This is a genomic window from Marasmitruncus massiliensis, assembly GCF_900186535.1.
Taxonomy (GTDB): Bacteria; Bacillota; Clostridia; order Oscillospirales; family Ruminococcaceae; genus Anaerotruncus; species Anaerotruncus massiliensis_A.
This window is the reverse complement of record NZ_FYDE01000005.1, coordinates 551,921-572,606: the sequence shown is the minus strand read 5'-3', so window position 1 is coordinate 572,606 and position 20,686 is coordinate 551,921. Positions and strand designations below refer to the sequence as shown.

Here is a 20,686-nt window from a genome sequence, read left to right as displayed (position 1 = left end):
CCTTCCCTTATTGTGGTGTTCGCCTTACAGGTCGTCTCGCCGTTCCAGATAACGCTTGGCTTCGTTTACCAGTTTTTTATCATTTTTAAAAGTGACCATCCCTTCGACATCCTCTAACAGGCACCAGCGATATTCGCTGATCTCTTCCTCCTGCCGCCGGACGGTATCGTCCCCATCCGGTGTTCCTAAAAAATATACAACCTGTTTTTTTACATGAGGCTTCGGAAAATATTCAACACTCTGGCGAAACCCATCCATCAGCGAAACTTCCAGCCCTGTTTCCTCTTTAATTTCCCGCAGCGCGGTCTGCAGCTCATTTTCACCGGATTCCACATGTCCTTTCGGGAAAGACCAGTGCCCGCCGCAGCGGTGCTTTATAAGCAGAAGCTCCGTATTTCCGGCGTTTTTTCGGAAAACCAGCGCCCCGCATGATTTTTCTTTGATCAATCAGTTTCACAATCCTCTCGCGGACGCCGCAAAACGACGCCCTCTTTTTCAGGCGGTGCCTGCCAACACGCTTCCGGCACCACATCCGCCTCTCCATAAGCGCGGAATACACAATTAATAATATACCACGATGCGGATGCTTTTAAAAGTACCCACCCATTTTTTTCATAATAATTTCATAATGGGAAATCGGGTTCAGGTTGACAAACTGCATGGCCTGCACTATAATAATTAGGCTATGCGCCTGTAGCTCAGCAGGATAGAGCGACCGCCTCCTAAGCGGTAGGTCGGAGGTTCAAATCCCCTCAGGCGCGCCAACGTGACGCTGGACCCAATTCGCATCTGGGTTCAGCGTTTTTTCTTTGTTTTGCACCCGATAACGGGGCACCTATATTCACCTGACTTGTCAAAAAAGAAGCTCTGTAACCGAAGCGTTACAGGGCTTCTTTTTCTGCAGGCTGAGATACATTAAGTGTTCTGGTTATCCTCAGATACTTCGGCTGTTCTTGCCAAACGGCGTAAAAGGTTCAACACAAGAAGCATGTCCTCATCCGACAATTCGCTTAATATCTCTATCAGTTCCTTCAGGACAGGGCTTCCCCGTCTTGGTTCAACAGGTGTAATTTCGCTGTCTCCCCACTCGCGCAGAAGAATGTACCGCTTAAACTGACTGATTTCGATGGGGGTATTGTCTACCCACCCTAATGCCCGTCTTGCCTTGATTGGTATAACAATCCTTCCCAGTTCATCCAGTTTTTTAATTATCCCGGTTTGTTTCACTTTAAGCTCCTCCTAATCTGGTCATACTATTTATATAGTAACTTAAAACATGTATATAGTTAAGGAGTAACTTTTAAGGTAGTATCATTGAGGGGGTAATACTGATATGAGTGAAACAAATTCCATACTGCAGCGGAAAGAATATGGACGGATAAGGCTCAAGCTGAAGGAACAGTTGGATACCCGTGGAATGACCAGAAATCATCTTGCCCGCAGAATCGATGCGCGATTTGAAGTTGTGAATAAGTGGTACAATGATCAAGTGGAAAAGATTGATACTGATATCCTTGCCCGGATTTGTTTTGTGCTTGATTGCCGGGTGGAAGATATTATCGAATATACGAATTCTTTGGTAAATCGGGGATAACGAACATCATTGTTCCAAAGTAATTTTCAAAAGCGGGCAAATGAAAAATCATTCGCCCGCTTTCGTTCATATGTTTATGATTTCTTTGTAGCAAAACCAGATTCGGATATGGGTTATTCATCTCCTCCGCAGATGTCCTGTAGCGCGACACGAACCGCTTCAATGACAAAGGCTGAAAACGTACATTCTTTCCCCGATATAGTGGCTTCAACCCGCTCTATAAGGTCGTTTGGAAAGCGTATGGTTTTGTTTGTAGTAGCTGGTATTCGAGGAATCTGGAACTTGCTCACAAAATTACCCCTACACTGCAATTTACAAGATTGATTGTAATACATACGCCTTACGATTTATGCATTGCAAATGTATTGCATCGCCCAGAAAGAACCAATATCATTCTGTTAAGATGATGCAGGGCATGGATTTTGAGGAAACTTTTGAACAGTTCCTTGATCGGAAAAAATATGACGCTACGGAAAATGCTCTCTTTTCGATGGTCAGAATTGCCTTCAAGGCCGGATGGCTGGCAGCGGGGGAAGACCCACTTTCAGCACAGCCGGTGATTCAGCTGATACAACGTAAGTCGAATGAAATGCAGGAATGAACTAAAACAAAATCTCTTTCCCTTACGTGGCGCTGAACTCAAATGAACCAAGATCAGTCTGCCCGAAGGCCTGTAACATCTTCAAGCACAGTTCTTTATAATCTGGCATTACACTCACCTAAGGTATATTTTAGAACAATATGTTCAATATGTCAGTAGAACAAATTGTTCTTATCTATACTGATATTGGTGATGTTAATGGAAAAATATGAGCGTATTCGTGCACTGCGCGAGGATGCAGATTTAACGCAGGAAAAAGTCGGAAAGGCAATCAATATCCCTCAGCGCAGTTACGCCTATTATGAAAGCGGCCAGCGGATGGTTCCGCCGCACGTTTTGTGCGCCTTGGCAGATTTCTATGACGTAAGCGTGGATTATATTCTTGGACGTACCAACAATCAAAAAATCAACCGATAGTCCAAATTCAAACAGCGGTATAGCGCCAAACGTTATACCGCTGTTTTATTTTTCTATCCATATTTTTCATAAGTGGATTAGCAACTGGTTGATCTTGTCGCTCAAAAGCGCCCGCTCCCGATAGACCCACAGCTCATCAAACTCGAGGCTGAAGTTTTTCGAGAAGGAATAATACAAATTGAGCTTCTGATAATACAGCTCCAAGCCGGTGAGCGTATGATCGCCGCATTTGGGTTTGGCAATTTCCGCGCAGTGACCAATGAAAAATTCCTCAACATAATCGAGAAAGCAGTCGAGCAGTTCGTCGCTGTTGACATCGAACGGCAGACGCATCAGTTTAAACTGGTCTTCTTCCGGCAGGCGGTAGTTTTTGACCGCTTCCAGAATCAGCAGATAGTCCCGAATATCCATTTTTCTGTAATGGCTCACGGTTTCGTGCCGTGTGCTCCAGAGCGCAAGCTTCTGGCTGAGCGGAAGGCTCCCGATTTTCAGGATGGCCTCGCTTGGGCCGGTTACCGCCTGGCTGACCGGAACGTCCTCCTTTTCCAGGCTTTCCGCAATGAACGACTGGTCAAGGCTGTTGACGCCGACATACCCGATCTCGTAGATGCCCTGCCTGCCCGCGCGCCCGCCGATCTGCTTGATTTCCTGCGAGGTGAGATAACGGACCTCCTCGCCGTCAAACTTCTGCAGGCTCATAAAGATAATTCTGCGGATCGGCAGATTGACGCCCATACCGATGGCGTCGGTGGTGACCAGAATGCTGGTTTCTCCGCTGATGAACATGTCATACTGGATTTTGCGTACCTCGGGCGGAAGATCCCCATAGATAATGCTGGTCTTGATTCCCCTGTCCAGAAAATACTTGGAAATTTCAAGTGCACGCTGTTTAGAAAAGACGACCAGCGCATCGCCTCTTTCCACATCCCGGAACTCATACGGGCGGTCGTAAAGCTCCAGCGGGACCGACCGGGTATATTCCCGGATGTCATATTGGTCTTCACAGTCTTCAATGATTTTCAGCAGCAGCTCTTTGGCGTTCAGTGCACCGCATACATGGATTTCCGGGCACCGCAGCCCCAGCAGCGCGCGGGACCAGGCCTGCCCCCGCTGGGAATTGCCGATCATCTGGATTTCATCAATGACCGCCACATCATATTCCCGGTCCAAGCTGAGTTTCTCTACCGTGGAACTGACGTGGCGTGCCCCCTCCACAAGAAGTTCTTCCTCACCGGTGATCAGGTTGCAGGGGACTCCCTCTTGATTGAGCCTTTCATAAATTTCCAGCGCAAGAATTCTGAGCGGCGCCAGATAGACGCCGGTTCCCGCCTGCTTGAGGCGCTGAATCGCGTTATAGGTCTTTCCGGTATTGGTTTCCCCGAGATGCAGATGCAGGGTTCTCTGCATAGCCCGCGCACGCGGATATTCGTCCTTGGGATTTTTGGGGAAGTATTTTTTGAATTCCTCCGCGACCAGATCAGGAATATGGCTCGACATCAGAACCGCAACGATACCGGAGCTGAGATATCCCGCCCTGTCCTTTTCCACGATTTCCCCGAATTGAAAATTCGTACCGTTTCTTTTATTATAATGCGCGAGCAGTCTGACAGATATTTCATCCAGAAGACGAACCCAGTCCTCATAGAGGCCCCGGTATCCGCGGATGCTCTTGTCCTGCAGCTGTGCCAGCGCTTTTATTTTTTTCCGGACGCTCGCCTCGTGGTTCCAGAGGTTGGCATCCTTGGAATGCCGGACAATATTCCTCGTCTGAGAAAGCTGCGATTTCAGTTTCTCAAATTCCCGCATGGCCCTTTGATTTTTTTTCATCTTTCATCCAACCGCTCTATAAATTTGCATTCTTTATTATACGGGATAATTGTACCTTTATTTATGGAATTCGGCAAACAGAAAGAAGAGAACAGAAAGAGGCATCCTATGGATGCCTCTTTCCGGTTTAGCTTACATACCGAGCCATGCAAGCACTGCCTTACGCAGAAAAGCGGCGCAGCCTTTCACGTTTTTGTCATAATAAGCGGTAAACCGCTCATCGTCCACATACATCTGTGTCAGGCCGGCGTGTGCCTCGGGGGAATACTGCGGCCAGGTAAAGCCCAGCCATTCCCTGTGCAGGGCGGCAATCTTTTTGCCTTCCTCGCCGGCGGGGTCTGCGTTTTCGCGCACCGCCTGTTCAAGAAGCCGGCTGATTTCCTCCCCGGTTTTCTGCATGCGGTCATACTCTTCCTGAGAGAGATTCATCAGTTTCCGGTTGCTTTCCTTCACGGTCTGCTCTCCGTATTTTTCACGGATTTCCGCGCCGTACTGTTTTTCATTCCGATCAATCAGGTCCTTTTTAAATCCTTTAAATTTCTCTTTATCGTTCATTTCAGTCAGTCCTTTCTGAGCCAGTATGGTTTTGTCCACATTTCCAATCAGGACGGAAAGGCGTTCCCGCCGCCGCAGAAGCTCCGCGCGATAATCCTCCAGAGCGGTGAGGGAGTCGTAGCCGGGGTCGGAAATCAGTTTTTTGATTTCCTCCAGCGGCATCCCCAACTCCCGGTAGAACAGAATCTGCTGGAGCGTATCCACCTGTGCCTGCCCGTAGATCCGGTAGCCGGACGATGAGACACGGCCGGGTGCCAGCAGCCCGATCTGGTCGTAATAGCGCAGTGTCCGTGCACTGACACCCGCTACTTGAGCTAGCGCCTTGACGGTGTATTCCATCTCAATCCCTCCTGACATACTCAGTATAGACTATGACGCAACGTCAATGTCAACCCATATTATTTGAAATTATAGGAAAAAATCCCGGCTCTTGAATAAAAGAGCCGGGATTTTCAACAGATAATTTATAAAATATTTTAATCTTTATCTTCAAACACAATTTTGATACTGCCGTCCTCGCTGTCATAGCGGGAACTCTTCTTGGGCTTGAAGGTAAAGCCGTAGCTGTGATCCTCACGCACCTCGGTGCTGCCGGAGGAATCCCACTTGAAGGTGCCGTCGACAATGTCGCCATTGTCATCCAATGCCTCTACGGCATCTTCCAGCTCATCTTTGAGGTCGCTCAGTTTGTCACCTTCCTGGGCCTTAATCGTACCAATTTGCAGGGTAACGTCACCGAAAGCGCCTTTTACATAGATGGTGATTTTTCCCTTGATCGGTGCTAAATCATCATCATCGGGTGTGAAGGTAAAGGAATAGCTCTCATCGTCATCGTCGACTTCAGCGTAACGGGAATTGTTCCAGGTGCATTTTCCGTCGATAATATCATCCGTGTACGCATCGTAAGCATAGACATTGGAGTTCAGCTCATCCACCAGATCCATCAGTCGGTCGCCTTCGTCGCCCTCGATCGGGTCGATCTTCAGGCGGATATTGGAAGAACTGCCGGAAGTCGTTTTGGATGTAGAGGTTGTGGGTTTGCTGACTGCGGCGGGAGCAGCGGTGGTACCCTTTTCAACCGTCACAGTGGCCTTGGAATCACTCTTAACCGTTTTGGCGACGGACGCGCCTTTTTTCACAGTCACTTTTGCTGCCGCGGAAAGGGTCATTGCGGAAACCTTACCGCTGACCGCGATCTGATTGGGAGATGAAACGATAAACTTCGCAACATCAGCGGTGGTGCCAAGAGATACGGCCACACCGTCGTCCAGCGCCTTCTGGACGGAGAGGGAGTCCAGCTTGCCTTCCAATGTCAGCGCGGTCTGGCTGCCCAATGAAATCGCACGGCTCTTGCCGGTGGAATCGGTAAAGCAGAGCAGAAGGGAACCGGTTTTTCCGCTGGTCAGTGAAAGATCAGCAGTCTTCAGCGTATAGGAAGCGACCGCCTTGCTGTTTTTGGTCAAAGACAGATTTTTCCCCGAAACACTCACGCCATAAGGCAGAGGGGCAGCCGCAGCACTGGCCACGACAGCGGTGCTCACGGTCATGACTGCCGCGAGGGCGATAGAAGTCAATCTTTTCCGAATCAGGTTCATTTTTGTCACCCTTCTTTTCATACTTTTATTTCAATACAATGATTGCTTTTTATCATTATAACATAATAGCAGTGGAAGTAAATGGAGATTTGTTGCGAGAATTTCCAAAAAATACCCCAAAATTTTCTGATTTATTTTTGAACTGTATATGTCTGCTCAATCAGTCTGGAAGTTTCTTTCTGATCGGACGGGCTCATCGCGTCCCATACAGCCCAGGAGGACTGTTCATCTTTTCTGGTCAGGTAAAAATACTGTTCCAGCGCTCCCTCGGGATAGGGCACCTTCGTGTTATCATAATCCACGGTATATTTCGCAAAAACCGCGAGCAGATTGTTTTTAACGTAATCATCCGACCAGCCGTTTGTCTTTGCAAGCTCACTGCCGGCATACATTTTCCGCACGCGGTCAGTTTCCTCGGGTGAGACCGATGTAGACTGTATCGCCATGCTGATGACAGCGCCTGTGGCTTTCTGCGCTTCAAGATGAGCCTGAACGACATCCGTCGGCGAATCCTGACCGTCTGTCATCGCCGCCAGCGCGTAATAAAGGGTGTCATCCAGCCTGCTGTATCGCCCGCTCTTCCCACCCTGCATATAGGCGAACCCGTCGAGCGTGAACGCATAGTAATCGGAAACCGTCCCGTCCTCGTAGGACGTACGGATCAGATAACAGTAGGGCAGCGAAGCGATATCCTGCGCCGGAGCAGCGGCGGATTTGACCAGATAGTTAAAAATCGCCTGTTTTGCAAGCTCCGTTTCCATAGCGGAAAGGGGCGAACGGGCTGTCAGAACCATCCCGTCCCGCCCCAGCTTCATAACGGAATACAAGGGGTCATTTTCAGCGAGTTCTGGCTCGGCAGCGGAAACCAGCTTGCCCAATCCGGCTTCGCTTGCGGCAAATTCGCGCACATCCCTGCCGGCGGCGGCATCCGCCTGCGCCCTCGTATACCGCAGTTCCATCTCACGGCTTCCATCGGTGAGGACAAAGTTTATATGGTCTGCATTTCCCACCAGCGCCAAAAGGAGATACGCGTCTTTCGCGAAGGAAGCCTGTGATTCCTCCGAACCGTATTGTTCAAAAGTGCCGGGTTCCGCTTTCAGATAAACGGAGATTCCATACGGCTCACCGCCGGTTTCCAGCGCAAAATGATCCTGCTGAATTCCGTCCGGATACGGCAAAAGGGAGAGGATTCCGCCAACCCTGGAGTTATCGCCCACATACTCGGTTTTATATTGCAGCAGCTTTGCGGCAAATTTTTCAGTCTCGCTATATTCCGGAACGGCTGCTTCAACCGTCGATACCGCGGGCTTGCCGTTCGGATTGGCAAGCAGCATCAACACAACAACCACAAGCGAAACGGCAATACTCATATACAGCATACACCGGAAAACGCGTCCAATCCTTGTTTTCAACGCTACCCCTCCCTAACCCGGTCAATCAGCTGTTTGATTTCGTCCGCATCATTTCGCAAGCTCACCGGACTGAACAGGCTCGTGTTCCCACACCATGCCGGCAAGCCGGATTTCCGCGGCGTACAGCTTTAAATCCTGATCCAAATAAGACGCCTCCTGTCTACCCAAGTAGACCCAGGGCCAGCCTATCACGATAGACTGGCCCTGTCAAGCATTTCCTGTTTTAAACAATATCTTTTTATGGGAACACAAAAACACCGCCACCAATGGTGACAGTGTTTCAAAACAGATGTGTTCGCCCAGCCGTCTGCTTATTTGGAAGCAACAGCGAGCTTCTTCATCAGCGCGGATTTTTTGTGTGCAGCAGTGTTTTTATGCAGCAGATTCTTCGCTACAGCCTGATCCACCTTTTTGATTGCCACTTTAACTGCTTCGGCGCTGTCGGCAGCACCAGCGACAACAGCTGCATCGGCTTTTTTCAAAACAGTTTTGAGATTGGTCTTAAGAGTTTTATTCTGAAGAGCCTTTTTCTCGCTGACAAGCACTCTCTTTTTTGCAGATTTAATGTTCGGCATAGGTTACACCTCCTTGACTTACTAGACAGTACAAGTTATAATAGCACAATTTTTCAGAGAAATCAATACCCGCAACTAAAAAATTTTACGGGAACAGGCGGTCAAAGCGCCTGTTCCCGATTGTTTTATCACCTAGCGAAACAGAATGTACTGGTATACGACGTCCGCAACATTCATATTTGTGATCCGTCCGCCGATTGCCGTGGGAGCATAATAGGCATCAAATCCGGTGTCGTTCGCCGAAACGCCGATCGATGCGCCGTTTGGCCCCAGAAAGGCAGTAAATAGAATCACATTGCTGCCTGACACACGAACCACCGCCTGGTCTATGGCAAACACCATTCCGAAAGACGGGAAAAATCCAAGCGTTATCCGCTGGGAGCTCTGGCCGTCGCCGGTGTAGGTGCCCACGACAGGGATTCCCGCATTCCAGGAAAGCCGCTCCTCCGCCCGGATGTGCCGTTCCTCATCGGCAAGGTGAGCTCCCAGAGCCTCATCCAGTTTTCTGTTGTCGCTGTTGAAATCCTCCATTTTCGGCTTGTCCGATCCCAGCCACTGGTTGAGATGCAGGTTCGCCGTGCTGTTACTGCTGGCCATTTTCATCCCGTCCTTCCGTCTCGTTTTCCAGCAGATGGCCGCTGGTTTCCAGCCATGTCCATGTAAAATCCCGTGCGTCCAGCGCACCGAAGGGGATGTCAAACCCGTCGAACATCTCCCAGCTCAGCACCCCCAGCGCTTCCTCAATGACAGCGTCGGGGGGAAGCAGCTTCGCGAGCAGATCACATAAGGCCTTGCTGTCCCGCAGCAATCCGCCCACGGCTCCTTTCACAGTGATGCGACGTGTGTCCGATTGCTCCTCCAATGTGATGTCCGCACCTAATTTTCCCAAAAACGCCTCTATACTTTCCAGACTGCACCCGCAGGGTGCCGTGAGTGCTTTCAGCGCGCGGCGCAGGGTTTCGTCCCACGTTTCTTCCGGCACCTCCAGCTGACAGAGCGCAAACGCTTGCTCAAGCTGCGCCCTGCTCATAAGGCCGGGAAACGATGACCGCTCAAATGACTGCAATCTTTGCGTAATCAGGTCAAGCCCCGCCTGCAGGGCAAGCAGTTCGTTTACTACCGCGTCCCCGGCACGCAGGCGATATAGCCCCGTCGCCGCGGTCGCCTGAAACAGTCCCATGCCTAAGCCCCCCATTCCGTTACCGTCACGGTACCGGCGCGCACAACCTGCGAGGCGTCCGGGATCACATCCTGTGCGGGAGAAAGAATCTTCCAGTTTTCCGCAAGTCCGCTCTGCACAATTACCCTCGTAAGCGCCGCCAGCGTCAGCTTTTCACCGGCCGCAAGCCCCGAAAGCTTCTTTTGCACGGCAGCCTGTAACGCTTCACATACGTCGGCCGCTTTTGAGCCTTGCGTTTTTTCCACCGCCAGTGAACTATCTGTGGAAAGAATGGCCGCATCCTGCACAACGATTTTGGCAAACGGTTCCCGCATCCGGTTCAGTTTTTCCTGTACCGCTGTTTTTACGGTCTCCGGCACCGGCCCGTTTCCATTCCCCGCAAGGTAAACGATCACTTCGCCGGGACCCGCACCCGCAACACAGGACGCGGACTGCACGCCGTCCGCCGATTGGGCGGCCTGCCGGTAAAAAGCAAGATTAATGCCGGTGTTCGGTGCAGAGCAAGCGTCCAGCACCCTGCGACGCAGGGCTTCGTCGCTTTCAGCGTCGCACCCGCCTGTGAACGGCTCCGGGTTTTCCGCAGAAAATCCCAAAACCTGCCGGACCCGGACAATCGCGCCGGCAGCCGCATTCTCTGCGGCTCCGGCACGGACAGCCCTTGCCGCCGCCGAAACCTGTATATCCTCTTCCCCGAACTCCGCCGGCCCGGCGGTGACATAGTCCGTGCCATCCGCTGCCGCGCAGACGGTCCCTTCCGGGATAATTGCCGCGCCCTTTGCACCCGCACGGGAAAATACAATTGTACCTGTCGCGTAAGAGGCGGGCTTTCGAAAGATACCCCTGCTCTCGGCATGCAGTTCCAGCGCTTCGCCCACAGCTGTGCGGGGGGAACTTTGTTTTTCCGCCTCCTCAAGCCTTTCGGAAAAGCGCTCCAGTTCCGCCGCCAGCGTGTGAAACCGGATCGCGGTATCGGAAGCCGCATCGGGTGTGACCCCTGTCAGTTCCCGGTATTTTGCCTCCATCGCCTGATAAAAATCGGCTTCCGTCATAGGGTCACCTCCAATGAAATGGGGCCTTCCTCCGCCGCCGCGCGTACCCGGACGGAAAGGCGGCTGTTTTCCCCGTCGTAATGGCAGCCCACGGAGAGCACTTTCAGTTCCCTGATGGGCGCGAGCGCTTCGCGTACCGCCGCAAGCGCCGCCTGGTCCAACCGCTCCCGGGAGCCTGTCTGTCCCAGCCGGTGCAGCCTGCTGCCGAATTCCGGATGATCGGGCAGGGAGCCGCGTTTGACCGCAAGCCGGATGACGGCACGCTGCGCCAGTTCGCGTTTTCCTTTTACCTGCACCGGCATGCCCCGGTGATCTAGAACGATATCGCCGTTCTCAAGAAGAACATCCATCGTTGTCTCATCCTTTCTGCATCAAATATACTGCGGGTCGATCAGGGTAAACGTGGTGGAAACGCCTCCGGCGGACAGCTTCCAGCGAAGCTGATGGACAAACAGCCCGTCATACCGGCAAAGGCCCGCATCCAGATTGACCCTGTCACAAAGGGAGGCCGCCTGATAGCCCGGAACCGTCGCGGTAATCACCTGTTTGCCCAGCATCGAGCGTTTGATCCGCAGGAACGCCTCAAACCATCCGGCATAAGATGCGTCCATAAACTCCCCTGACGGGATCAGATACCGTCTGCGGGTCAGCCCCGTTGTCTGATCGGGGTTCTGATAGGAATAGCTGTACGCGCCGTCCTGGTCACGGATGATATACTCCGTTACCGGCGAATACCGGTTGTTCACGATTTTCAGGCTGCTGTAACGCATTGCGGCGGGATCCCGGTTGGAAATACTGTGTATCACGCCGGTATCGGGGTGTTCACAGCAGATCACTTTGTTTTCGTCGTTGATATAGGCAACCCCGTGGCCGCTGTTGCGAAAGAAATTATAAAATACTTCCCACTCGCTTGTTCCTTTCAGAACAGGGAAAACATTGAACAACGGCAGGGTTTGTGCATTCAGTTCCGAAAACCCGTAAGGGCGGATGTGGTTTTCAAAAATGTCCTGCAAATCCACATTCTGATAGGTCTGCGGTCGGGCCTCGTTATCCAGCAGAAGAGAACCCCTGCTGCGCGCAATCAGCCTGAACCGCCGACCACCGTCGTTCTCCGTTACCGTCTGTTCATCGACAAGCCCCCGGAACAGCCGCGTTTGTCCGTCCCAGAATTCCACATACATGAATTCGGGATACGCCGTTCCGCAGGGAAAATCCCCCTCAAATGAGTGTGCGGGCGAATCAAACGACTTCACCAGCTCAAATTCCAGCGGGCGCGGCAGGTTCACACGCATCAGATCCCGGTCCAGACCATAAAAGGTGAGGTTTTCCGGTACTATGCTCATTCCTCCGCCTCCCCCGCGCTGTCCGTTTCGCAAAAGTCTATCCGGTAGGAGAGCACCCTGCCATCCCCCTGCGCCGTGCAGGAAAACCGGGAAACCACCGCGCAAAAGCGTTCTCCCGTCGGCAGGTAGAGCAGTTCCTCCCTGCCGCGCAGCGCTCCGATTGCGGCCGCTTCCTCAGCCGCTTCGCGCGCGTCGGCGGCAAATACCTCGCCCTCACAGCGTACGCTCCGGCAGCCAGCTCCAAGGTTCTGAGTAACCGTGCCGTAAAAAGGCAGGAGGTAAGCCGCAAGCTTCTGTGCGCATACCAGTTCGATTTTGCGGGGATTGTGTGCGAACACATAATTCCCAAACTGAAGATTGAAAGCCATCAGCCCACCTCCTCCATTTCATTGGTAATCGGGTGCGGATACCGGCGGGACTGCGTCTTGAGCCGGTCATTGATCAGCCCCAGAAAATCGAGGTCACCCGGAATGGGGGAACGGTAGGTAACTTCCGTAACCTCATCGTCATTCCCGAAAACGGATGGCTCTGCCTGCTCCGTTTCCCGCGCGCTGTCTGTTCCCACCGGCTTTTCGGTGTCCATATAAGAGTCGCCCACCATGGGGACATCCACCTTGTCCGGAGAGTCCACCGCCGCGCGCGATTGGTAATACCGGTTGTAGACTTCCAGGTTCCGCGCCAGTTCGGCTGAAAGGTTAACCATCCTGTTCGCCTCCCCGGATTTCATCCGCATCATAACGCTCGCTGACCCCGGATTCGGTAAAATCGCCCTGCTCAAAATAAAGCGCGCAAAGGTCCGCGATCTGCCCCAGTGTGAACCGGCGCAGAATGTCTTCCGGTACATTTCCGGCTTCCCCGCCCTCCAGCACCTGCCAGAGCAGCGTGCAGTTGCAGGCCAGTGCCTGCGCCTGCGCGGCCTCAACACCGCCCGCCAGCAGCAGCGGGGTCAGGCGGGCGGCCAGCCCCCGCTGCTCAATCTGTTCCAGCGCGCTCTGCCTGCAAAAGCAAAACTCACGTCCCAGATACCGCACGCGAAACCGGTTTTCCGGCAGCTTCTGCGCGCTCACAGGCCTACCTCCAGCCTGCGGCATGCCACCAGCGACAGCGTTTCGTAAACCGGGTCACCCAGGTTCACCGTTTCGTCAATCGAGAGCCACCGGCAGCCGGAATAGATGATTTTGCGGTCGGGCTTGACGATCACCACGTTAAAATCATCCAGCCCATAGAAATCCTGCCCCGCCGGGTCCAGCAGGCGCACACGGGTCAGTTCCAGCAGATGGCGGACTTTACCGCCCACCGTACCGACCGGCTCGGAGGAACCGAACGCCTCCACCGAACGGCTGTCCTGCGTGCTTTTGGCTTTGTAGCTCTGCGCGGCCGCCAGACGCCTGCCGTCAACCTCGATGTAAATATCCCTGCTCGTGGGAAAAGTGATCAATCCAAACACCTTCTGTCCTTTCAAATTTCTGCCGCCTCAGAGCAAAATCTGCGCCGATATGACAATCTGGCTGATTTCCGGCGCGGCGCGAAACCGCAGCGTAACGACGCAGACAGACGGGTCTTCCGGATGGGGCTTCACCACCGGCGGCAGATAACTGTCGATCACGCCCTGCGCCCGTTTGTTTTCCAGCTCCACCACGATCTGCGAAGCAACGCTTTCCCGCGTGACCGCCGTGTTTTTCATACCTTTCAGGCGAAGCCGTATCGCCTGCCGGATTGTCCGCACCACATCGTCCGCCGCAAGTATCGCGGAAAGGCTGGAAAACGCGCGCGTCTGTCTGCCCAGTATGGAAGTGCAGCTCGTGACCGCCCGCACAACCGACGCTTTTGCATCCATCCTTTCCACCGGCGTTACGCCCGACCCAAGCAGCGCTTCTATCTGGCCGTCGGAAAGCGCGCCGTCAAACTCCGTAGGCGGCAGTGTTGTCCCGTTGAGGTTTTCCCCCGCGGGAGCTGCCATGACCGCTGACGCAAACGCCGCCGCAGTCATCTCCGTTTTTGTTCCGCCGTCGCAGACGAAAACCATATAAGGGCTGTTGGCCTCTTTTGCGGCGGCGCACGCCGCCTCCACGGGAGACGCGGGCAGAATTCCCACCCGTTCCTTCCCGTTTTCGCGGCAGCGTTCCACATGGGCGCAAAGCGCCTGCGCGCCGCCGTCCCCCGTCACTGTTAGAATATCCTCCATCGCTTCGCACGCGGCGTAGGCCGCCTCATAATCCGCGCCGGCGGGCACCGCCCAGACGGGCGAAACACCGGCCTCCAGCAGAATGGACGCCATTCTGCAAAGCGCGCTGTCCGCGCCGAACTGCCGCGCGTCGGCGGCAGTCTCCAGCCTGATGGCTTTACCTGCCTCGCCGGATTCGGCCTGCGCCACGACCGCCGCCCCTGCACGCGTTGTTCCGCAGCAGGCGGGCGCTATGTCGGCGGAGATGAATACCCCGGGGCGCAATGTTTTTGGCAGTTCTGTCATGCTGTTTCCACTTCCTCACTTTTGATCATCACACCGCTGATCGGCTCTCCGTCTTCCTCCTCAGCTTCCTCCAAAATGCCGGCCAGCTCCGCTTTCGCCGTCAGCACCGTGCCGGACAGGGTTTCATCCGCCCGCAGTTCCCCGCAGGCAATTTTGCTGACCCCCATCCCGTTCTTCCGATAAAGCAGAACTTCACACAGCCGGTCAAATAACCGGCGGCAGTCCGCACCGTCCTGCCCCAGCAGGTCAAACCGCAGTGTCAGGCGCACCTGGCTGCCACAGAGCTCCGCCGTGTCCAGGCCGACGGCTATACATTCTTTTTTCACGAATCTTTCATGCTCCGGGTAGTCCTCGGTAACCGCTACATCCATGTCCGAAAGCGCTTCCCTCAGATACTCCGCCGCGTCATGCCTGATTTTCAACAGCTGTTCCATGTCAGTCCTCCTGCCTTTTCAGCACAGCCCGCCTGTAAACCGCTTCCCCCTGCCAGAAGAAATCGTGGCAGATCTGCACCAGATAGACCGTTTCTCCCTGCCTGAGCAGCGTTCCGTCCTCCACCAGTTCGCCGCCGTTTTCCAGCGGGCCGTAATACAGATACTGCCGGGGGTCCGCTTTTCCGAACCGGGTCTGCGGAGAGCGGCTGCCCTCCTGTGTCTGGTATGCGTCCGGCTGAATGCAGGCGGAAAAGAGATAGACCGCGCCGTCTTTTTCGAGGCTGACTTCCCCGCCAAGTGCCTGTAAAGCATTCCGGATATCCGCCTGAATTTCCATTACAGCACCTGCCTTAACCCGTCCGCAGGCTCCAGCAGAGACGACGCACCCGCTAAAAGCTCGTCCCGCAGGGCGCGGACGGACTGCGCGCCCGTCCCGCTCTGCGACGAAACCGAAATTTCACCGATTTTGACGCTTTGGGCGTCGGTGCCGCGGGCAAGGGCGTACTGATAGTACGCTTCGCCCGCCACCGCGAGAACCAGCCTTGCGTCGTTTTCCTCCGCGCCGGAAGCGAGCATCCCGCGCAGTTTTGCAACTGCCGCCTCACAAAGCGGAAGCCATACACGCCCTGCTTCCGCATCCAGCCCCGCAAACCGCGCAAACTGCTGATATACCTGTTCAAGTTCCATCAGACGCCCTCCGTTTTAAGCAGTTTTGAGACGCAGCACTTTTGTGGCCTCCGGGAAAATTTTCGCGAATCCGGAAGTCGAAGTCACCGCCGCGCGTTCCAGCTGGGAATCGATCAGCTTGTCATAATCCACGGTAATATCTCCTGCGGTTACCATTTCCAGCGCGAAATTCTTATCCAGCGCGACAATTGTCCCCTCCGGAACAGCGGTGGATTTGATTACGCTTGCGCCGAACGGGGTGCCGATCATACCGCTGCCGGAAAAATTGAGCCCCGCCATCGGGTCGCACAGTTCGCTGAGGGTCAGCAGCTTCTGCATCATATCGGGCGATACGATCATCGTATTCATGCGAAAATCCTCAAATTTGGACCACAGGTTCAGCAGATCGTCATAGGTCAGCGTTCCGGTATTCTGGGTGGCAAGCACCTCCGCTTTATTGCCGTTTGCGTCGTTCGGGCTGTCCCCGTTGATCAGGACATCGACAGCGTCTTTCAGCTGTGCCCTTGTGATGTAAGCACCGATCTGTTTGAGGGTGACCGTGAACAGGTCGATGCGCTGGAACTTGATCGCTTCATACGAGGCCACCAGCATGCGTCCGCGCTTCGTCAGCCGGACAAGGTTGTCCTTCAGCTTGATAACCGTCTGGGGAATTACGGCACCCTCCGCGACAACCGCCGCTTCCACATCGTGCCCCGTATCGGTGGCGATCGTGCGGTAATCCAGTGAGTTGATGATCGTCTTGGACGCGATCACACTGTTGATCACGGCGCTTTCGTCTGCCCCCTGCATCACAGCGCGCTGCACATACTCCGGGAACAGCGCGGCCGAATCGCCTGTGCTGAAAAATTTGGAGATGGAATCGCTCGCGGCCCCGCTTACCCTGATATCAAACCGCTTGAGCTGGCGCTGAAACGCGTCCAGCCCCGCCAACTCGGTCCCGGCATAGTTCTGGGACGGGTCGAGCTTTTCCAGCTGCGCGGAAAACGGTACGCCGCCCTTATACATGGATTTGTCCAGCCTGATGTTCTGATAATTCATTGAAAAACCTCCGTTAAATTTATTCATTCTATTGCTTTAGATCAGGAATGCGCCGTTGTCGGGTTTTTCCGAATCCGCTTCGCCGCCCAGCTGCAAAATGGGCGGCAGTTTTTCCCGCATTCCCTTGCAAAGCGCTTCGAGCTGCCCCACGTCCAGTTTTTCCGCGACCTGCCCCAGAACTTCCGCGTCCACACCGGGCAGGGCAAACGCCCCGGCCGCAACAAAGCCGCGCCGCAGCTCTCGCACCCGTCTGCGCCCTTCCTCCGCCAGCACGTTCAGTTCCCGGAACTGCTTTGCAAGCTCGTCTGCCTGCGCCTTGCTGAGCGTAACACCGCCCTGTTCCAACGACTTGAGCAGTTCGCCGTCCGGGGAAATCACACCTTTTGTCACTCCCGCCTGCTTCTGGGCGGGTACCGCCACAAACGACCACTCGTAGGCGTCGGTTGGATTGATTAAGGAACGGTAACAGAGCTCACCACCGTACTTTTTGCCCGCTTCATGCGCGCAGGGATTCCCGCGCGTATCCGCGCCGCAGACCGAGCATTCCGTCCGTTCCACCGCGCAGCCGACGCTGACTTCCTTTTTGATGCCTGCGTCGATTTCCAGAATCAGGTCGGCATTTTTTTTGCAGCGCACCATGTACGCCCACGCCCGCAGGGCGCAGTAAGGTTCGCCGGTTTGTGTTGTGCGGGTTTCGTCCCGTTCAAGTGCCGTCTCAAAGATGCGCGCCGTCTGGTTCTCCCCCCTGGGGTTATGGTCAAAGATACCGGTTTTGCCGAGATACAGTTCCGCCAGCTTTTGCAGCGATTCGGTCGGGAACCGCTCGTAATCGCGGTCGACCTCGTTGTCGCAGAGCACCAGCGAAAAAACATAGACCTCGTCTGCATTTAAATCCCTGCGTGTATACCGGTTGATCTTCTCCAGCTGTTCCGCCGTGGCGGGAGCGCTTTCCGCCGATTTCAGAATCACCACCTGTTTCATGCCTTGTTCCCCTTTCCGAGTTCTTGTTCCAGCTTGTCGGCTTCGAGCGCGGTGAGCCGCGCGTTTGCCAGTTCCAGCTCGTCCTGTAGGTTGATGCTGTCCCATGCGATCTCCACGCCGCAGGTATAGCCGCGCAGCCGCAGGAACGCCGTACAGATCCGAATCAGCACCGGTGTCAGCAGCCTGCGGTAGCTCTCCAGCTCGGAGGTCAGGATATCCGCAAGCTGGGTGCTCATCCGCTCGGTGGTCGACCAATTCAGCCCCAGCAGGAACGGCGGAATGCCCAGTTTCGCCACAATCTGTTCGAGCATCTGCCGCACCGGCACCTCTGTGTCGATCATCTGGTTATCCGCGCCGATGACCTTAATGTCTACATCGCCCACCGCGACAAAATCCTTGATGACGCCGGATTTTGCGGCGCTCATCGCGTCCGCCCATTCCTTTGCCATCGAAGCGGCGATCTCCTTCGCGCAGGCGCGGTCAACCGGGCTGGAGCCTGGCTTATAGGTCACCGCAAAGCGCAGGTTGGCAATCCGCTCAAAATTCTGCCCGATAGACGCGTAGATCTTTTCCAGCACCTCGCAGACAAACGGCAGGCTGTCCAGCAGGGAACACCCCGCAATTTCGCCCGGCCTCGGGTTGAGCGCCGAAAACAGGATCAGCTCCGGCCAAACCGCAGGAACCGGCGTCAGGCCGTTTTTCAGCGTGCAGATCTGTACGCCGAATGGGTCGTCCGTATGCCGAAAAACAATACTGCGCAGCGGCGCGTTGTAAAGCCCCGCGATTGACCGCCCGTCCCGCGTCAGAACAATTTCCCCTACCGCGCTGCCGTAGGTCAGCAGGCTGTCGAGATAGCAGCACAGAAAGCTCTCCATCCCCTGCGAGGAAGCCCCCACCGCTACTTCGCAGAAAAACCGTTCCAGTTCTGCCTGCGCCGCTATATCCGGGCAGACGGGGGCGCACCCGCCCACGAGCCTTCCAATCTTGTCAATGGCCGCGTCGATAACGGGAATCGACCGGCGCAGCCCGTCGTAAACCGCACAGTCCCGCGCGTAGAGCGGAACCGCGGCATCCCAGCCGAAAACCGGCTGCCGTGCCGTCTGCACGCTGGCCGCGTTTTTGCCCCGGGTCCATAAATCAGAGAATTTCACCATTTCCCTCCTTCTGTTTCACGTCCCACGCTGGCCGCGAAAAACCCGCTGTTTTCATGCATCAGCGCCGTCATAACGAAATAGCGCACATCGTCCATCGCGTGGTCGTTTTCCTTAACCGGGCAGTCGCGCCCCGCCCGTTCGTCCCAGCGGTACAGCCCGAATTCCCGGATGCAGTCCCGGCAGCCGGCCCCAAACCTGAGCCGCCCCTGCCCAAGCAAAGTGCTGACAGTCCGAATGCCGTTGGCGACATCGTTATCGGCCGGTATCGCATGAAAATCCCCGTGCCTGCGGATGCACTCCAGAAAGCTCGCCGCTGACGGATCGACGATGACCGCCTCGATTTTCCTGCCGCCTGCCAGCCGCCGCAGCTCTTCATGGTATTCCTCGTCGGTTTTGAGCGCGCCCGCGGCTTTAGATGAATAGTAGTATTCCGCGATCCGGTACCAGATCCCGTCCTTCTCCCCCCAGAGACCCATCGACATCGGGTTGACGGTCCCGTAGTCGCAGGAGATGAAAAACCTCCCGCATTCCGGAATCTGCCTGTCCACATGGGTCTGCTCGCTGAACATCGGATAAACCAGCCCCTGCGCCGCCACCCATTTGCCCAGAACAAACCGTTCGTAAAAGCTGCCGGAATAGAGGCTTTCATAGCGCCTGAGCACCTTTTGGGAAAGGGAAGGGTTGTCCCGCATGGTAAAATGCAGGTAGAGCGCGTTTTTTTGCCCGGCTTTTTGAATCCATTCGGTGTAGAACCAGTGGCAGGGGTGCTCGGGATTGCAGTTGAACCAGAACTTTGCGCCCTCGACGGAACACCGCGCAAGCGCCTGTTCCACGAAGGAGCGCGGCATTAATGCCGCTTCGTCCAGCAGCACCCCGGCAAGCGTGACTCCCTGAATCAGGGCGGCGCTGCCCTCGTCCCGTCCGCCGAACAGATAAAACCGGTTGCGCCTGCGCCCTGAGGAAATATCAAGGTATCCCCGGCTCAGCCGCTCCTCACAGCAAAACCCCAAGGCGCGCAGATGACCCAGAAGCGGCAGAACCAGATTGCGCCGCAGGGAGGTCACCGTCTTTCCGCACAGAGCGAAGCTCTGCTCGTGAAAGGCCGTCATCGCCCAGACGGCAAACCCGATGGACAGGCAGAGCGTCTTCCCGCTGCGCACCGCGCCGTCGCAGATAATCGCGTCCCGATCCCGGAACCTGCTTTCCGGGCACCACCAGCTGAGCGCAGTCATCTGCTTGGGGGAAAAGCGCTTAAACTGCTGCGCCATCTTCGTCCCCATCCTCCAGTTTGCGCGCGCTTCGGCTGAGCGCGTCCAGCAGTGAACCCGCGTTGTCGGAACTGTCGCCGCCGAGTTCCGCCAGCAGCGAAAGCGCCTTGAGCCGGTCGAAAAACCGGATTTCCAAACCTCCGCCTTTCGGCCGCCTGATCTCCGATACATTGAAGAAATCGGCCCCGCTGTTCAGTTCGCCGTCGTCCCGCAGAAGTTCGGCGGTCCCGTCAGCCCCTGCCAGCGCGAGACGCTCCAGCCCTGCTCTTGCCAGAGCCTCCGGCGAACACCATTTCAGCTCCCGCGACAGCTTTTTGCACCGGCGCCTGATCTGTGCCTGTTCCAGCAGAAGTGCGGCCTGTTCGCCGCATTCCGTCGGCGGATAGCCCGCAGTCTTTGCGGCGTCCTCCGGAGAATACCCTCTCGCGGTGTAAAAGCAGAACAGGCTTTTTCGTTTTTCCTCCTGTGACTGTTTCATTGCCAGCCTCCTTTCAACCTGACAGCAA

29 protein-coding genes and 1 tRNA gene are annotated in these 20,686 nt (G+C 55.0%); 4 read left to right on the top strand and 26 right to left on the bottom strand.

The window, feature by feature from the left end; all coding sequences use genetic code 11:
- Nucleotides 1–24: 24 nt before the first annotated feature.
- Complete coding sequence (locus tag C1A10_RS10820; protein ID WP_101910274.1) at nt 25–447, bottom strand: bis(5'-nucleosyl)-tetraphosphatase; 423 nt, start codon at nt 445–447, stop codon at nt 25–27.
- 240 nt (nt 448–687) lie between these two features.
- Between C1A10_RS10820 and C1A10_RS10815 the strand changes: the two genes are divergently transcribed.
- Nucleotides 688–764, top strand: a tRNA-Arg gene (locus C1A10_RS10815).
- Between the two features lie 151 nt (nt 765–915).
- On the opposite strand, the gene C1A10_RS10810 is transcribed toward C1A10_RS10815, so the two are convergent.
- Nucleotides 916–1,227 (bottom strand): AbrB/MazE/SpoVT family DNA-binding domain-containing protein, encoded by a 312-nt coding sequence (locus C1A10_RS10810; protein ID WP_101910273.1) that lies wholly within the window; start codon nt 1,225–1,227, stop codon nt 916–918.
- Nucleotides 1,228–1,333: 106 nt separating this feature from the next.
- Here C1A10_RS10810 and C1A10_RS10805 point away from each other — a divergent pair, with 106 nt between their 5' ends.
- Entirely contained in the window at nt 1,334–1,594 is a 261-nt protein-coding gene (locus C1A10_RS10805) for a helix-turn-helix domain-containing protein (RefSeq protein WP_101910272.1), read from the top strand.
- 113 nt (nt 1,595–1,707) lie between these two features.
- Here C1A10_RS10805 and C1A10_RS18855 read toward each other — a convergent pair whose 3' ends face one another.
- Nucleotides 1,708–1,929, bottom strand: a complete 222-nt coding sequence (locus C1A10_RS18855; protein WP_278309122.1) for a YlcI/YnfO family protein — start codon at nt 1,927–1,929, stop codon at nt 1,708–1,710.
- 80 nt (nt 1,930–2,009) lie between these two features.
- Between C1A10_RS18855 and C1A10_RS10800 the strand changes: the two genes are divergently transcribed.
- Both C1A10_RS10800 and C1A10_RS10795 read left to right on the top strand, forming a co-directional pair.
- A complete protein-coding gene (locus C1A10_RS10800) occupies nt 2,010–2,195 on the top strand; it encodes a hypothetical protein (RefSeq protein WP_101910271.1) in 186 nt (61 codons plus the stop codon).
- Nucleotides 2,196–2,393: 198 nt separating this feature from the next.
- Entirely contained in the window at nt 2,394–2,612 is a 219-nt protein-coding gene (locus C1A10_RS10795) for a helix-turn-helix domain-containing protein (RefSeq protein WP_101910270.1), read from the top strand.
- Between the two features lie 66 nt (nt 2,613–2,678).
- On the opposite strand, the gene C1A10_RS10790 is transcribed toward C1A10_RS10795, so the two are convergent.
- The 23 genes from C1A10_RS10790 to C1A10_RS10680 all read right to left on the bottom strand — a co-directional run bounded on the left by C1A10_RS10790 (nt 2,679) and on the right by C1A10_RS10680 (nt 20,658).
- Entirely contained in the window at nt 2,679–4,439 is a 1,761-nt protein-coding gene (locus C1A10_RS10790) for a helicase-related protein (RefSeq protein WP_101910269.1), read from the bottom strand.
- A 132-nt stretch (nt 4,440–4,571) separates the two neighbouring features.
- Nucleotides 4,572–5,333, bottom strand: a complete 762-nt coding sequence (locus tag C1A10_RS10785) for a MerR family transcriptional regulator (RefSeq protein ID WP_101910268.1) — start codon at nt 5,331–5,333, stop codon at nt 4,572–4,574.
- Nucleotides 5,334–5,470: 137 nt separating this feature from the next.
- On the bottom strand, nt 5,471–6,589 hold the full coding sequence (locus C1A10_RS10780) for a hypothetical protein (RefSeq protein WP_101910267.1): 1,119 nt from the start codon (nt 6,587–6,589) through the stop codon (nt 5,471–5,473).
- Between the two features lie 131 nt (nt 6,590–6,720).
- Nucleotides 6,721–8,001: a DUF4825 domain-containing protein gene (locus C1A10_RS10775; RefSeq protein ID WP_101910266.1), complete on the bottom strand. Its 1,281-nt coding sequence runs from the start codon at nt 7,999–8,001 to the stop codon at nt 6,721–6,723.
- A gap of 311 nt (nt 8,002–8,312) precedes the next feature.
- A complete protein-coding gene (gene rpsT / locus C1A10_RS10770) occupies nt 8,313–8,576 on the bottom strand; it encodes a 30S ribosomal protein S20 (protein WP_101910265.1) in 264 nt (87 codons plus the stop codon).
- A gap of 132 nt (nt 8,577–8,708) precedes the next feature.
- Entirely contained in the window at nt 8,709–9,173 is a 465-nt protein-coding gene (locus C1A10_RS10765) for a hypothetical protein (protein WP_101910264.1), read from the bottom strand.
- Nucleotides 9,160–9,756, bottom strand: coding sequence for a hypothetical protein (locus C1A10_RS10760; RefSeq protein WP_101910263.1), 597 nt, complete (start codon nt 9,754–9,756; stop codon nt 9,160–9,162). Before C1A10_RS10760 ends, C1A10_RS10765 begins: the two co-directional genes overlap by 14 nt.
- A gap of 2 nt (nt 9,757–9,758) precedes the next feature.
- Nucleotides 9,759–10,805, bottom strand: coding sequence for a baseplate J/gp47 family protein (locus C1A10_RS10755; RefSeq protein WP_101910262.1), 1,047 nt, complete (start codon nt 10,803–10,805; stop codon nt 9,759–9,761).
- Nucleotides 10,802–11,155, bottom strand: a complete 354-nt coding sequence (locus tag C1A10_RS10750; protein ID WP_101910261.1) for a histidine kinase — start codon at nt 11,153–11,155, stop codon at nt 10,802–10,804. Before C1A10_RS10750 ends, C1A10_RS10755 begins: the two co-directional genes overlap by 4 nt.
- A gap of 21 nt (nt 11,156–11,176) precedes the next feature.
- A complete protein-coding gene (locus tag C1A10_RS10745) occupies nt 11,177–12,148 on the bottom strand; it encodes a hypothetical protein (RefSeq protein WP_101910260.1) in 972 nt (323 codons plus the stop codon).
- Nucleotides 12,145–12,516 carry a hypothetical protein gene (locus tag C1A10_RS10740; protein WP_101910259.1) on the bottom strand — a complete coding sequence of 124 codons (372 nt, stop codon included), beginning with the start codon at nt 12,514–12,516 and terminating at the stop codon, nt 12,145–12,147. Before C1A10_RS10740 ends, C1A10_RS10745 begins: the two co-directional genes overlap by 4 nt.
- Nucleotides 12,516–12,851, bottom strand: a complete 336-nt coding sequence (locus tag C1A10_RS10735; protein ID WP_101910258.1) for a hypothetical protein — start codon at nt 12,849–12,851, stop codon at nt 12,516–12,518. The genes C1A10_RS10740 and C1A10_RS10735 overlap by 1 nt, the downstream gene beginning before the upstream one ends.
- Nucleotides 12,844–13,215, bottom strand: coding sequence for a hypothetical protein (locus C1A10_RS10730; RefSeq protein WP_101910257.1), 372 nt, complete (start codon nt 13,213–13,215; stop codon nt 12,844–12,846). Before C1A10_RS10730 ends, C1A10_RS10735 begins: the two co-directional genes overlap by 8 nt.
- Nucleotides 13,212–13,610: a hypothetical protein gene (locus tag C1A10_RS10725; protein WP_242968911.1), complete on the bottom strand. Its 399-nt coding sequence runs from the start codon at nt 13,608–13,610 to the stop codon at nt 13,212–13,214. The genes C1A10_RS10730 and C1A10_RS10725 overlap by 4 nt, the downstream gene beginning before the upstream one ends.
- Before the next feature lie 12 nt (nt 13,611–13,622).
- Entirely contained in the window at nt 13,623–14,618 is a 996-nt protein-coding gene (locus C1A10_RS10720) for a hypothetical protein (RefSeq protein ID WP_101910256.1), read from the bottom strand.
- The gene (locus tag C1A10_RS10715; RefSeq protein ID WP_101910255.1) at nt 14,615–15,052 is read right to left on the bottom strand and encodes a hypothetical protein; all 438 of its coding nucleotides are present in this window, start codon (nt 15,050–15,052) and stop codon (nt 14,615–14,617) included. Before C1A10_RS10715 ends, C1A10_RS10720 begins: the two co-directional genes overlap by 4 nt.
- Nucleotide 15,053: 1 nt before the next feature.
- Nucleotides 15,054–15,389 carry a hypothetical protein gene (locus C1A10_RS10710; RefSeq protein WP_101910254.1) on the bottom strand — a complete coding sequence of 112 codons (336 nt, stop codon included), beginning with the start codon at nt 15,387–15,389 and terminating at the stop codon, nt 15,054–15,056.
- Entirely contained in the window at nt 15,389–15,739 is a 351-nt protein-coding gene (locus tag C1A10_RS10705) for a hypothetical protein (protein WP_101910253.1), read from the bottom strand. The genes C1A10_RS10710 and C1A10_RS10705 overlap by 1 nt, the downstream gene beginning before the upstream one ends.
- Before the next feature lie 15 nt (nt 15,740–15,754).
- On the bottom strand, nt 15,755–16,777 hold the full coding sequence (locus tag C1A10_RS10700; RefSeq protein WP_101910252.1) for a phage major capsid protein: 1,023 nt from the start codon (nt 16,775–16,777) through the stop codon (nt 15,755–15,757).
- Between the two features lie 36 nt (nt 16,778–16,813).
- Nucleotides 16,814–17,758 carry a hypothetical protein gene (locus C1A10_RS10695; protein ID WP_101910251.1) on the bottom strand — a complete coding sequence of 315 codons (945 nt, stop codon included), beginning with the start codon at nt 17,756–17,758 and terminating at the stop codon, nt 16,814–16,816.
- On the bottom strand, nt 17,755–18,912 hold the full coding sequence (locus C1A10_RS10690) for a phage portal family protein (RefSeq protein ID WP_101910250.1): 1,158 nt from the start codon (nt 18,910–18,912) through the stop codon (nt 17,755–17,757). Before C1A10_RS10690 ends, C1A10_RS10695 begins: the two co-directional genes overlap by 4 nt.
- A complete protein-coding gene (locus C1A10_RS10685) occupies nt 18,906–20,180 on the bottom strand; it encodes a PBSX family phage terminase large subunit (RefSeq protein WP_101910249.1) in 1,275 nt (424 codons plus the stop codon). Before C1A10_RS10685 ends, C1A10_RS10690 begins: the two co-directional genes overlap by 7 nt.
- Nucleotides 20,164–20,658, bottom strand: coding sequence for a hypothetical protein (locus tag C1A10_RS10680; protein WP_101910248.1), 495 nt, complete (start codon nt 20,656–20,658; stop codon nt 20,164–20,166). Before C1A10_RS10680 ends, C1A10_RS10685 begins: the two co-directional genes overlap by 17 nt.
- Nucleotides 20,659–20,686: the final 28 nt, after the last annotated feature.

Bases quoted from the DNA above. Each gene is read 5' to 3' on its own strand.
- C1A10_RS10805 (WP_101910272.1), top strand. From the start codon at position 1,334: ATGAGTGAAACAAATTCCATACTGCAGCGGAAAGAATATGGACGGATA.
- C1A10_RS18855 (WP_278309122.1), bottom strand. From the start codon at position 1,929: ATGTATTACAATCAATCTTGTAAATTGCAGTGTAGGGGTAATTTTGTG.
- C1A10_RS10800 (WP_101910271.1), top strand. From the start codon at position 2,010: ATGGATTTTGAGGAAACTTTTGAACAGTTCCTTGATCGGAAAAAATAT.
- C1A10_RS10795 (WP_101910270.1), top strand. From the start codon at position 2,394: ATGGAAAAATATGAGCGTATTCGTGCACTGCGCGAGGATGCAGATTTA.
- C1A10_RS10790 (WP_101910269.1), bottom strand. From the start codon at position 4,439: ATGAAAAAAAATCAAAGGGCCATGCGGGAATTTGAGAAACTGAAATCG.
- C1A10_RS10785 (WP_101910268.1), bottom strand. From the start codon at position 5,333: ATGGAATACACCGTCAAGGCGCTAGCTCAAGTAGCGGGTGTCAGTGCA.
- C1A10_RS10780 (WP_101910267.1), bottom strand. From the start codon at position 6,589: ATGAACCTGATTCGGAAAAGATTGACTTCTATCGCCCTCGCGGCAGTC.
- rpsT (WP_101910265.1), bottom strand. From the start codon at position 8,576: ATGCCGAACATTAAATCTGCAAAAAAGAGAGTGCTTGTCAGCGAGAAA.
- C1A10_RS10765 (WP_101910264.1), bottom strand. From the start codon at position 9,173: ATGGCCAGCAGTAACAGCACGGCGAACCTGCATCTCAACCAGTGGCTG.
- C1A10_RS10760 (WP_101910263.1), bottom strand. From the start codon at position 9,756: ATGGGACTGTTTCAGGCGACCGCGGCGACGGGGCTATATCGCCTGCGT.
- C1A10_RS10755 (WP_101910262.1), bottom strand. From the start codon at position 10,805: ATGACGGAAGCCGATTTTTATCAGGCGATGGAGGCAAAATACCGGGAA.
- C1A10_RS10750 (WP_101910261.1), bottom strand. From the start codon at position 11,155: ATGGATGTTCTTCTTGAGAACGGCGATATCGTTCTAGATCACCGGGGC.
- C1A10_RS10745 (WP_101910260.1), bottom strand. From the start codon at position 12,148: ATGAGCATAGTACCGGAAAACCTCACCTTTTATGGTCTGGACCGGGAT.
- C1A10_RS10740 (WP_101910259.1), bottom strand. From the start codon at position 12,516: ATGGCTTTCAATCTTCAGTTTGGGAATTATGTGTTCGCACACAATCCC.
- C1A10_RS10735 (WP_101910258.1), bottom strand. From the start codon at position 12,851: ATGGTTAACCTTTCAGCCGAACTGGCGCGGAACCTGGAAGTCTACAAC.
- C1A10_RS10720 (WP_101910256.1), bottom strand. From the start codon at position 14,618: ATGACAGAACTGCCAAAAACATTGCGCCCCGGGGTATTCATCTCCGCC.
- C1A10_RS10715 (WP_101910255.1), bottom strand. From the start codon at position 15,052: ATGGAACAGCTGTTGAAAATCAGGCATGACGCGGCGGAGTATCTGAGG.
- C1A10_RS10710 (WP_101910254.1), bottom strand. From the start codon at position 15,389: ATGGAAATTCAGGCGGATATCCGGAATGCTTTACAGGCACTTGGCGGG.
- C1A10_RS10705 (WP_101910253.1), bottom strand. From the start codon at position 15,739: ATGGAACTTGAACAGGTATATCAGCAGTTTGCGCGGTTTGCGGGGCTG.
- C1A10_RS10700 (WP_101910252.1), bottom strand. From the start codon at position 16,777: ATGAATTATCAGAACATCAGGCTGGACAAATCCATGTATAAGGGCGGC.
- C1A10_RS10695 (WP_101910251.1), bottom strand. From the start codon at position 17,758: ATGAAACAGGTGGTGATTCTGAAATCGGCGGAAAGCGCTCCCGCCACG.
- C1A10_RS10690 (WP_101910250.1), bottom strand. From the start codon at position 18,912: ATGGTGAAATTCTCTGATTTATGGACCCGGGGCAAAAACGCGGCCAGC.
- C1A10_RS10685 (WP_101910249.1), bottom strand. From the start codon at position 20,180: ATGGCGCAGCAGTTTAAGCGCTTTTCCCCCAAGCAGATGACTGCGCTC.
- C1A10_RS10680 (WP_101910248.1), bottom strand. From the start codon at position 20,658: ATGAAACAGTCACAGGAGGAAAAACGAAAAAGCCTGTTCTGCTTTTAC.